Annotated in this window: 10 protein-coding genes, 1 tRNA gene and 1 pseudogene; 5 read left to right on the top strand and 7 right to left on the bottom strand. The window is 74.6% G+C overall.

Going from position 1 to position 9,673, the window contains the following annotated elements; genetic code table 11:
• Nucleotides 1-117: 117 nt before the first annotated feature.
• The 3 genes from F6X68_RS26000 to bcp form a co-directional block, all read right to left on the bottom strand.
• Nucleotides 118-657, bottom strand: a complete 540-nt coding sequence (locus tag F6X68_RS26000; protein WP_151456740.1) for a GNAT family N-acetyltransferase — start codon at nt 655-657, stop codon at nt 118-120.
• A gap of 67 nt (nt 658-724) precedes the next feature.
• Nucleotides 725-807 (bottom strand) — tRNA-Leu (locus tag F6X68_RS25995).
• Nucleotides 808-874: 67 nt separating this feature from the next.
• Complete coding sequence (bcp, locus tag F6X68_RS25990) at nt 875-1,351, bottom strand: thioredoxin-dependent thiol peroxidase (RefSeq protein WP_151456739.1); 477 nt, start codon at nt 1,349-1,351, stop codon at nt 875-877.
• A 245-nt stretch (nt 1,352-1,596) separates the two neighbouring features.
• On the opposite strand from bcp, the gene F6X68_RS25985 reads away from it, so the two are divergent.
• The 5 genes and pseudogenes from F6X68_RS25985 to F6X68_RS25965 form a co-directional block, all read left to right on the top strand.
• The gene (locus tag F6X68_RS25985) at nt 1,597-2,313 is read left to right on the top strand and encodes an energy-coupling factor ABC transporter permease (protein ID WP_151456738.1); all 717 of its coding nucleotides are present in this window, start codon (nt 1,597-1,599) and stop codon (nt 2,311-2,313) included.
• Nucleotides 2,310-2,702, top strand: coding sequence for a PDGLE domain-containing protein (locus F6X68_RS25980; protein ID WP_151456737.1), 393 nt, complete (start codon nt 2,310-2,312; stop codon nt 2,700-2,702). The genes F6X68_RS25985 and F6X68_RS25980 overlap by 4 nt, the downstream gene beginning before the upstream one ends.
• Before the next feature lie 7 nt (nt 2,703-2,709).
• Entirely contained in the window at nt 2,710-3,480 is a 771-nt protein-coding gene (gene cbiQ / locus F6X68_RS25975; protein ID WP_151456736.1) for a cobalt ECF transporter T component CbiQ, read from the top strand.
• Nucleotides 3,477-4,238, top strand: a complete 762-nt coding sequence (locus F6X68_RS25970; protein WP_151456735.1) for an energy-coupling factor ABC transporter ATP-binding protein — start codon at nt 3,477-3,479, stop codon at nt 4,236-4,238. Before cbiQ ends, F6X68_RS25970 begins: the two co-directional genes overlap by 4 nt.
• Before the next feature lie 27 nt (nt 4,239-4,265).
• Nucleotides 4,266-5,063: pseudogene (locus F6X68_RS25965) on the top strand (phosphodiesterase); the annotation flags it as partial.
• 30 nt (nt 5,064-5,093) lie between these two features.
• On the opposite strand, the gene F6X68_RS25960 reads toward F6X68_RS25965, so the two are convergent.
• The 4 genes from F6X68_RS25960 to F6X68_RS25945 all read right to left on the bottom strand — a co-directional run bounded on the left by F6X68_RS25960 (nt 5,094) and on the right by F6X68_RS25945 (nt 9,563).
• Nucleotides 5,094-6,239 (bottom strand): MBL fold metallo-hydrolase, encoded by a 1,146-nt coding sequence (locus tag F6X68_RS25960; protein WP_151456734.1) that lies wholly within the window; start codon nt 6,237-6,239, stop codon nt 5,094-5,096.
• A 110-nt stretch (nt 6,240-6,349) separates the two neighbouring features.
• Entirely contained in the window at nt 6,350-7,351 is a 1,002-nt protein-coding gene (locus F6X68_RS25955; RefSeq protein WP_225852431.1) for a serine hydrolase, read from the bottom strand.
• A gap of 86 nt (nt 7,352-7,437) precedes the next feature.
• Nucleotides 7,438-8,382: an SDR family NAD(P)-dependent oxidoreductase gene (locus F6X68_RS25950; RefSeq protein WP_151456732.1), complete on the bottom strand. Its 945-nt coding sequence runs from the start codon at nt 8,380-8,382 to the stop codon at nt 7,438-7,440.
• Nucleotides 8,379-9,563 carry a zinc-dependent alcohol dehydrogenase gene (locus F6X68_RS25945; RefSeq protein ID WP_151456731.1) on the bottom strand — a complete coding sequence of 395 codons (1,185 nt, stop codon included), beginning with the start codon at nt 9,561-9,563 and terminating at the stop codon, nt 8,379-8,381. The genes F6X68_RS25950 and F6X68_RS25945 overlap by 4 nt, the downstream gene beginning before the upstream one ends.
• Nucleotides 9,564-9,673 lie beyond the last annotated feature (110 nt).

Raw genomic sequence — 9,673 nt, 5'->3', positions numbered from 1 at the left:
TGCCGCGTTGAACCTGCCCCGGCGCCATCCGGACGCCGGTGGCGGACGCGGCGGTCGAGCCTTCCGCGCTCGCGTCCACGTCGCCGCGCGCCTGCGGGGGCTGAGGGCGGGCCCGGCTCAGCGCCCGGGTGCCGGCGGGGCGGTCAGGTCCAGCCACATGAGGATCTCGTCGCGGTCGTCGCCGGGGGCGACCCGCAGCGCGCCGGGCAGCCGCCCGATCTCCCGGTAACCGAGTCCCCGGTAGAACCGGTCGAGCCCCAGCCCGTCCCGGACGGTCACGTGCAGCGCCTCCCATCCCATCCCGCGGCCGAGGCGCTCGGCCTCGCGCATCAGCGCGGCGCCGTACCCGTTGCCCTGGGTGTCCGGGTGGACCATCACCCGCTTCAGCACGCACCAGTGCGCCTTCAGGTCGAACCGGTTGTCGCAGAAGATCAGCGCGGCGACGGGCCGCTCGCCCGAGTACCCCACGAGGAGGCGGTCCGGGCCCTCCGCGATGCCGGCGAAGGTGGGATCCGCCGTGTGCCGTACGTCGGCGACGGTGACCGGCGGCACGAAGCCGACCGCCCCGCCGGCGTTGGTGACGTCGACCCAGAGGGCGACGATCCGTTCCCGCAACTCGGGGGTCAGCTCGGGATCGAGGACGAAGCGCAGGCTCACCCGGTAATCCTGACCGCGCGGGCCCCGCGCCGACCCGCGATCGTGACGCGCGCGACAGGGCGCTCGGTGCGGGAGGGGGGATTCGAACCCCCACGTCCTTTCGGACAATAGGACCTAAACCTACCGCGGCTGCCGTTACGCCACTCCCGCCGACCCGCTGAGTCTAGAGTGTCGCGCCGATCCGGTGGTGGGCTCGGTCCCGGCGCGGGCGGCGACCTCAGTCCAGCCCGAGGTCCCGGCGCAGCTTGGCGACGTGGCCGGTGGCCTTCACGTTGTAGAGCGCGCGCTCGATCTTGCCGTCCGCGTCGATGACGAAGGTCGAGCGGATCACGCCGGTCACCGTCCTGCCGTACGACTGCTTCTCGCCGTACGCGCCGTAGGCGGTCAGCACGGACCTGTCGGTGTCGGCGACCAGCGGGAAGGTGATGGCGTCGCGCTCGCGGAACTTCGCCAGCTTCTCCGGCTTGTCGGGCGAGATCCCGACGACCTCGTAGCCGGCGGCCTGGAGCGAGGCGAGCGAGTCGCGGAAGTCGCAGGCCTGCTTGGTGCAGCCGGGCGTCATGGCCGCCGGGTAGGCGTACAGCACGACCTTGCGGCCGCGCAGGTCGGTCAGCGAGAGCGTCTCGCCGGTGTCGGTGGGGAGGCTGAACTCGGGCGCGGGGTCACCGGGGGAGAGGCGGTCGGGCGCGGTCATGGCACGACCCTACCGCCGGCCCCGGCCGTCCCCGGACGGCACGCCGACCCCGACGGGAGCGCGTCCCGGCCGCCTCCGGGACGGCGCGCCGACCCGGCCGGGACGCCGCCCCGGCCGGCATGCCGGGTCGGGCGGCGGACGCGCAATCGGGCGTACGCCAGTTGCCAACTCTTGGCAACAGCCAAGCTCGGGAAATAGGCTGACGTCAACGGCCAGGCCTGGCCGGGCGACGCGTGGGAGGCCGCGTGGAGAACCTGGCGATGCACATCTCGAACGGGATCGTCGACGGTCCCGTCGCGGCGGTTTTCGCGGCGGTGGCGCTGCTCGCGATGACGTTCTGCGTCCTGCGCGGCAGGCGTGACCTGGACGATCGGTTGGCCCCGATGGCCGGGCTCGTCGCGGCCTTCATCTTCGCCGTGCAGATGCTCAACTTCCCGATCTTCACCGCCGGCGTCAGCGGTCACCTGCTCGGCGGGGCGCTCGCCGCCATGCTGGTGGGGCCGTGGGTCGGCGCACTCTGCGTGGCCGTGGTGCTGGTCGTGCAGGCGCTCGTCTTCGGCGACGGCGGCGTGGCCATGCTCGGGCTCAACATCACCAACATGGCCGTGCTCGGCACCGCCGCGGCGTACCTGCTGATCGCGCTGCTGCTCCGGGTGCTGCCGCGCACCCCGGCCGGCCTGGGCGTGACCGCCTTCGTCTCCGCGCTGGTCAGCGTGGTGGTCGCGTCGATGGGCTTCGTGCTCCAGTACCAGCTCGGCGGCACCACCGACCTCGGCGGCAACCTGGGCGGTCTGGCCGGCACGATGGCCGGCGTGCACCTGCTGATCGGCATCGGCGAGGGCCTGATCACCGCGACCACGGTGGTCACCGTCGCGAAGGTGCGGCCCGATCTCGTCTACGCGCTGCGCGGGCTGCGCGCGGCGTCCACGCCCGCCGTCCCGGCCGTCGGAGGTGTCCGGTGAGGAAGCGCTCCTGGGGATTCGTCGTCGGCGGGCTGCTGGTGGCCCTGCTCCTCGCCGGGGTGGTCAGCAACTTCGCCTCGTCCCACCCCGACGGGCTGGACTCGTCGCTGCGCGAGGGCTGCACCTTCGACGCCGACGACAACATCACCGGCGGCAACTGCCCCGCCCAGCGGGAGCGCGAACACGAGGTCGGCGGGCCGCTGGCCGACTACGGGGTGGCGGGGATCGACAACGAGTTCCTCTCCACCGGCCTGTCCGGCGTCCTCGGCGTGCTGCTCACCTTCGCGGTGGCCGGCGGGGCGTTCTGGCTGGTCCGCCGCCGCGGCCCCCGGGACGAGGACGCGGCTGGGGGCGCCCGCACCCCCGTCGGGGCGTCGGGTCGGGAGTAGCGACCGGATGGGCGCCGGGCACGCGCACGTGCTGTACCGGGACGCCGCGTCACCGGTGCACCGGCTCCCGCCCGAGGTCAAGATCGCGGCGATGGTGGCGTTCACCCTCGCCGTGGTCGGCACCCCGCGCGAGGCCTTCTGGGCCTTCGGCGCGTACGCCCTGCTGGTCGCGGTGGTGGCGGCGCTGGCCCGGGTCGGGCCCGGCTGGCTGCTGCGCCGGTCGCTGATCGAGCTGCCGTTCGTGCTGTTCGCGGTGGCGCTGCCGTTCCTCGGCGCCGGTGAGCGGGTCGACGTGCTCGGCCTGAGCCTGTCGTCCGACGGGCTGCTCGGGGCGTGGAACATCGTCGCCAAGGGCACCCTGGGCGTGCTCGCCTCGCTGCTGCTCGCCGCGACGACCACGACCCGGGACCTGATCGTCGGCCTGGACCGGCTGCGCTGCCCGCAGATCCTCACCCAGATCGCCACGTTCATGCTGCGCTACCTGGACGTGCTGGTGGGCGAGGCCCGCCGGATGCGGGTGGCGCGGATGTCCCGGGGCGACGATCCGCGTTTCCTGTGGCAGTTGCGCGGCTTCGCGACCGGCGTCGGCGCGCTCTTCCTGCGCGCGTTCGAACGCGGCGAGCGGGTCTACCTGGCGATGCTGTCGCGCGGCTACACCGGGCGGATGCCGGCGGTGTGGCAGGGCGCGGGCGCGGCGACCGCCGGGCAGTGGCTGGTCGCGGCCACCGTGCCGGTCCTGGCGGCCGGCATCGCCGCCACGGCCGTCGTGCTGACATGATCGGTGCCGTGCAGACCGCCCTCTCCCTGGACGTTCGTGGTGTCCGCTACGCGTACCCGGACGGGCACGTCGCCCTGCACGGGGTGGACCTGACCGTGCCGCGCGGCGACCGGGTGGCGCTGCTCGGCCCCAACGGCGCCGGGAAGACCACGCTGGTGCTGCACCTCAACGGCATCCTCACCCCGGCTGAGGGGAGCGTGAGCGTCGGCGGGCTGACCGTCAGCCAGGACCGGGCCACCCTCGCCGAGGTACGCCGCCGGGTGGGCATCGTCTTCCAGGATCCGGACGACCAGCTCTTCCTGCCCACGGTCGCCGAGGACGTGGCGTTCGGGCCGGCCAACCTGGGCCTGCGCGGGGCGGAGCTGTCCGCCCGGGTGGACGAGGCCCTCGCCGCGGTCGGGATGGGCGAGCACCGGGACCGCGCGCCGCACCACCTCTCCTTCGGGCAGCGGCGCCGCGTGGCGGTGGCCACCGTGCTCGCCATGCACCCGGAGATCCTGGTCCTCGACGAACCGTCGTCCAACCTCGACCCGGCGGCCCGCCGCGAGCTGGCCGGGATCCTGCGCGCCCTGCCGGTGACGCTGCTGATGGTCACCCACGACCTGCCGTACGCCCTGGAGCTCTGCGACCGCTCGGTCATCCTGGACGCCGGCCGCGTCGTCGCCGACGCCCCCACGGCCGACCTCCTGGCGGACGCCGACCGCCTCGCTAGCCACCGCCTCGAACTCCCCCGAGGCTTCACCCCCACCCCCCGCTGACGCCCCCGCACCCCCGCGCCCCACCCCGAGGCGTCGATCATGGACACCGCCGACGACGTCGCGTACGCGATCCACGACGTGGAGGACTTCTACCGGGTCGGGGTGCTCCAGCAGGGCGCGGTGGCCGCCGAGCTGATGGCCTGGCAGCGCGAGAGCGGGCACTTCCGGGCCATCACCGACGCGGCCCTGGCCGCCGCCGCCCGCCGGCCCGGCTCGGCGATCGAGCGGCTGCGCCGGCAACTGCACCGCAAGGACGCCTGGATCGCCGACGACGACGCGTTCGCCGCCGCCGTCGAGCACGTCCGCGAGGAGTTGGTGGAGGGGCTGCTCGCCATGCCCTTCGACGGCTCCATCGAGGCGGAGCAGTACGTGGCCCGGTTCTCCGCCCGGTGGACGACCCGCTTCGTCGACGCGATCACCGTGGTCGAGCAGCCGGCGGTCCGCTCCGGTCACGTGCTGCTCGCCCCCGCGCAGTGGCACGAGGTGCAGGTGCTCAAGTTCGTCCACCACCGGTTCGTGCTGGCCCGGCCGGACCTGGCCCTGCACCAGCGCGGGCAGGCCCGGCTGCTGGGCACCCTGGTGGAGGCGCTGCTGGAGTGGCTGCTCGACCCCGAGGAGGAGTCCCGGCTGCCGCGCCGCCTGCACGACCTCGTGGAGCTGGCCGAGGCGGAGCTGCACCCGCGTACGCCGGACCGGATCGGCAAGGCCCGCGGGCGGGCGATCGTCGACTTCGTCGCCCAGCTCACCGACGGTCAGGCGGTCGCCATGCTGGACGCCCTGTCGGGCCGCTCCGGGGCGCTCTGGACCGACGCCTTCGTCCTCTGAGGGGCGGCGCCGCGGCACGCCCCACGGCGCTCAGGCGACGGCCTGCCACCAGCCGTCGACGGCCGGCGGGTCGTCCACCACCACCCGCTCCCCGGGGCGGGGCACGGCCAGCCGTACGTCCCGGGCCTTAGCCTCGGCCCAGATCCGGTCCACCGGCTCGGACCAGTCGTGCAGGGCGAGGTTGAACGTCGCCCAGTGCACCGGTACGAGCAGCCCGCCGCGCAGGTCGAGGTGGGCGGCGACGGCCTCCTCGGGGAACATGTGGATGCTCGGCCAGGCCCGGTCGTACGCCCCGATCTGCACCAGCGTGACGTCGAACGGCCCGTGCCGCTCGCCGATCTCGGCGTAGCCGTCGAAGTAGCCGGAGTCGCCGGTGTAGAAGACCTTCCGGTGCGCGCCGGCGACCACCCAGGAGCTCCAGAGCGTCCCGTCGCGGCGCAACCCCCGGCCGGAGAAGTGCTGCGCGGCGGTGGCGGTGATCTCCAGCCCCGCCGCCCGGTGGCTCTCCTCCCAGTCCAGCTCGACGATCCGCCCGGCCGGTACGCCCCAGCGGTCCAGGTGCGCGCCCACGCCCAGGGGCACCAGGAACGGCGCCGACTGCAGGGCGGTCAGCGCCTGGACGGTCGCCATGTCGAGGTGGTCGTAGTGGTCGTGCGAGATCAGGATCGCGTCCACCGGGGGCAGTTCGTCGAGGCGTACCGGCGGCTCGTGCAGGCGGCGCGGGCCGACCAGGGCCGACGGGGAGCACCGGTCGCTCCACACCGGGTCGACCAGCACCCGGCGGCCCTCGATCTCGATCAGCGCGGAGGCGTGGCCGTACCAGACGATGTTCAGCTCACGCCCGGCGTCGGTGGCCGGGGCGGCGCCCGGGCGCGACAGCGGCACGGCGGCGCCCGGCCGGCGCTTCTGCTTGCCGAAGATCAGCTCGCGGATCAGGTTGCGGTCGGGGGTGCCGGCCATCGAGCGGGAGCCGCCCGGGTTGCGGAAGGCGCCGTCGTGGAACCGGGGCGAGCGGGCGGCCCGCTCCGCGCGGGCGCCGGTGAGCCGGCCGCCGAGCGCCGCCGGCACGTCCCGGGCCACCCACGCGAGCCCGGCGAGCGCGGCCAGCCCGGCCGCTCCGCGTAGCCGCCGCCCGAGTGCCCGGTCGGGTCCCGCGCGTTCCGGTGCTGCGCCCATCGTCGTCCCTCCGCCGTGTCCCGTCGTACACGGTAGCCCGGCCACCAGGGGACCGGCGGAAGGTCGGCGGGGCCCGCCGGGACGGCGGACCCCGCACGTCGCGGGGCGGTTCAGCCGCCGTTGCTGGGCCGCTGGGCGGTCGGCCGGTGGGTGAGGCCGGTGCCGGTGAGGCGGTCCACCGAGGCCAGGAAGCGCCGGCCCATCCGGGCGCGGGCCTCGACGGCGGGATGCGTGGCGCCGTAGTCGGCCGGCTCGGCCTGCCCGTCGGCGAAGAGGGCGTACGTCAGCACGGGCGCACCGGCCGTGTCGAAGATCACCCCGGCCTCGTGCCGGGCGTCGGCGAACCAGCCGGCCTTCGTGGCGACGCGGGCCCGCTCGGTCGAGGACATCACCCGCCGGATCCCGTCGGTGTACGCGACGGGGGCGCGCAGCAGCCGCAGCACGAGCGCCGTGCCGGCCGGCGAGAGCAGCGTGCCGGCCACCAGCGCGCGCAGCAGGTCGTGGGTCTCCCGGGGGGTGCTGGTGCCGAGGAAGAACCGGTTGGGGTTGGCGACGGGCTGCACCTGCGTGTTCGGGAAGCCCTTGTCGCGCAGGATCCCGTTGAGCTCGGCGGCCGGGCAGACCAGGCCGCACAGCCGTACCGCCGTGTCGTCGGAGACGGTCAGCAGGTTGGCCAGCACGTGCCCGAGGGTCACGAAGCTCGGGTACGCCCCGTCGAGGCTGAACATGCCGTCCCCGCCGGGCACCACGATCGCCTCGGTCACCTCGACCCGCTGGTCGAGCGTCAGCAGTCCCCGGTCGACCTTGTCGAGCACCGCCACGGCGACCGCGATCTTGTTGACGCTGTACGCCTCGATGCGCCGGTCCGGCTCGTCGGACACGGCCACCACCGGGGCACCAGCCGGGTCGGCGACGCTGACGTACGCCTGCCAGTTGCCGCCCGCTGCCACCGTCTGCCGTTCGTAGATCGCGGCCACCCGGCGGGCGGCCTGCCCGGGCGTCGCCGGCGCCGGTTCGGCGACCTCGGGGGCGGCGGACGCCGGCGCGGCGGCGCCGAGCACCGTTCCCGCCGTGGCCACCGTGCCCAGTCCCAGCGCGGTCCTGCGGTTCACCCGGATAGTCAATCGTCTCTCCCGTCGTGGTGGGCCGGCCCACCACCCTAGGCGAGACGATCGACGCCGGTGATCCCGCGCGGCGCTCACGGCAGCCGGCGCCGGACGGCCGCCACGACCGGGCCGGGCAGTTCCCCGATGGCCCGCGCCACCCGCTGGAGGTCGGGCAGCCAGCCGCCGCGCACCGACGCGGCGGCCGGGTCCGGCGCGAACACCGTGCCGTCGTGCGGTGCGACCGGCCGGTCGGTCAGCCCGAGCAGTCGCATCAACGGCCCGACGAGGGCGTCGTAGACGCCCGGCAGCATGGTGAAGCCGATCCGCATGACCAGGTTGACCCGGCCCACCGACACCTCCCGGCGGGGCCGGTCGGCGCAGTCCACGATGGCCCGCGCCACCCGCTCCGGGGTGGTGACGGGCGGCGGGGGCCGGCCGGCCCGGCCGAGGTGGTTCGCGGCCCGCTGGTAGACCGGGGTGTCCACACTGCCCGGGTTGACGATGCAGACGTGCACCCCCGGGGTCTCCCGGGCCTCCTGCTGCAGGGTACGGGTCAGCCCCTGCAACCCCCACTTGCTCGCCACGTAGCCGCTCATGTAGGGCGCGGTGATGTGGCCCAGCACCGACCCGGTGAGGATCAGTGTTCCCCCGCCGTCCGCCGAGAAGCGGCGCAGCGCCACCCGGGCCACCGCGGCGGCGGCGAGCAGGTCGGTGCGCACCACCTGCTCGAAGACCCGCTCCGGGGTCTCCTCGAACCGGCCGTACGCCATCACCGCCGCCGTGTGCACCCAGACGTCGATGCCGCCGAACCGGTCGAGGGCCGCGTCGGCGAGCGCCGTCAGCGCGCCGTCGGCGGTGATGTCGGTAGGCACCTGGAGCACCTGCGCGCCCGCCGCCCGGCACTCGTCGCGCACCGCGGCGAGGGTGACGGGGGAGCGGGCGGCGAGCACGAGACGGTCCCCGCGTGCCGCGAAGGCCCGGGCCGCCGCCCGGCCGATCCCGCTGGTCGCGCCCGTCACGACCACCGTCCGGGTCACGGTGCCAGCACGACCTTGACGCAGCCGTCCTCCTTCTTCTGGAACATCTCGTACGCCTGCGGCGCCTCCGCCAGTGGCACCCGGTGGGTACGCAGGTCCATCACGCCCAGCGGGTCGTCGTCGCCGGAGAGCAGCGGGATGATCTCGTCGGTCCACCGGCGCACGTGGCACTGCCCCATCCGCAGCTGGACGCCCCGGTCGAACATCTCCATCAGGGGCATCGGGTCGACCTCGCCGCCGTATACGCCGGAGATGGAGACCGTGCCGCCGCGGCGGACGGCCTTGAGCGCGGCCTTGAGCACGACGAGCCGGTCGACGCCCGCCTTGTCGGTCATGGTCTGCGCGAGCTTGTCCGGCAGCAGCCCGGTGGCGGCCTGGGCGAGCTTGCCGAGGGGCGCGCCGTGGGCCTCCATGCCCACCGCGTCGATGACGGCGTCGGGGCCGCGCCCGTCGACGAGGTCGATCAGCGCGCTGGGCACGTCGTCCAGTTGGCTGACGTCGAGCACCTCGATGCCGTGCCGGCGGGCCATCGCCAACCGCTCCGGCACCAGGTCCAGCCCGATGACCCGGTCCGCGCCGAGGTGCCGGCCGATGCGGGCGCAGAGCTGACCGACCGGCCCGAGCCCGAAGACGGCGAGGGTACCGCCGCGTGGGGTGTCGGCGTACTTCACCGCCTGCCAGGCGGTCGGCAGGATGTCGGACAGGTAGAGCCAGCGCTCGTCGGGCCCGGTGTCGGGCACCTTGATCGGGCCGAACTGGGCGTGCGGCACCCGCAGGTACTCCGCCTGCCCACCGGGCACCGAGCCGTAGAGCGACGTGTAGCCGAACAGCGCGGCGCCCTTGCCCTCGGCCGTCACCTGGGTGGTCTCGCACTGCGCGTACAGCTGCCGGTCGCACATCCAGCAGGAGCCGCAGGAGATGTTGAACGGCACCACCACCCGGTCGCCCGGCTTGAGCCGGGTCACCCCCGCGCCCACCTCCTCGACGATGCCCATCGGCTCGTGACCGAGGACGTCGCCGGGCTTCAGGTACGGCCCGAGCACCTCGTACAGGTGCAGGTCGGAGCCGCAGATCGCGGTCGAGGTGATCCGGACGACGGCGTCGGTCGGCTCCTCGATCCGCGGATCGGGCACCTCCTCCACCCGTACGTCCCGCTTGCCCTGCCAGGCCAGTGCCTTCATGTCGCGTCGTCCCCTCCTCGTGCCGTCCCCGGGGTTGCTACCCGCCCCCGACGACTTGAACCGGCACGGAGCGCCGAGGTGGCCGATGGCGGGCGGGTTGCGATGGCGGG

Origin of the sequence: Micromonospora sp. AMSO12t (assembly GCF_008806585.1) — a bacterium.
GTDB lineage: Bacteria > Actinomycetota > Actinomycetes > Mycobacteriales > Micromonosporaceae > Micromonospora > Micromonospora reichwaldensis.
Note: the sequence above shows the minus strand (reverse complement) of the source record. Positions and strands in the feature narration are given on the sequence as shown.

Coding starts and splice junctions, on each gene's coding strand:
- cbiQ (WP_151456736.1), top strand. CDS start 2,710: ATGGGCGCCGGGCACGCGCACGTGCTGTACCGGGACGCCGCGTCACCG.
- F6X68_RS25960 (WP_151456734.1), bottom strand. CDS start 6,239: ATGGGCGCAGCACCGGAACGCGCGGGACCCGACCGGGCACTCGGGCGG.
- F6X68_RS25945 (WP_151456731.1), bottom strand. CDS start 9,563: ATGAAGGCACTGGCCTGGCAGGGCAAGCGGGACGTACGGGTGGAGGAG.
- bcp (WP_151456739.1), bottom strand. CDS start 1,351: ATGACCGCGCCCGACCGCCTCTCCCCCGGTGACCCCGCGCCCGAGTTC.
- F6X68_RS25970 (WP_151456735.1), top strand. CDS start 3,477: ATGATCGGTGCCGTGCAGACCGCCCTCTCCCTGGACGTTCGTGGTGTC.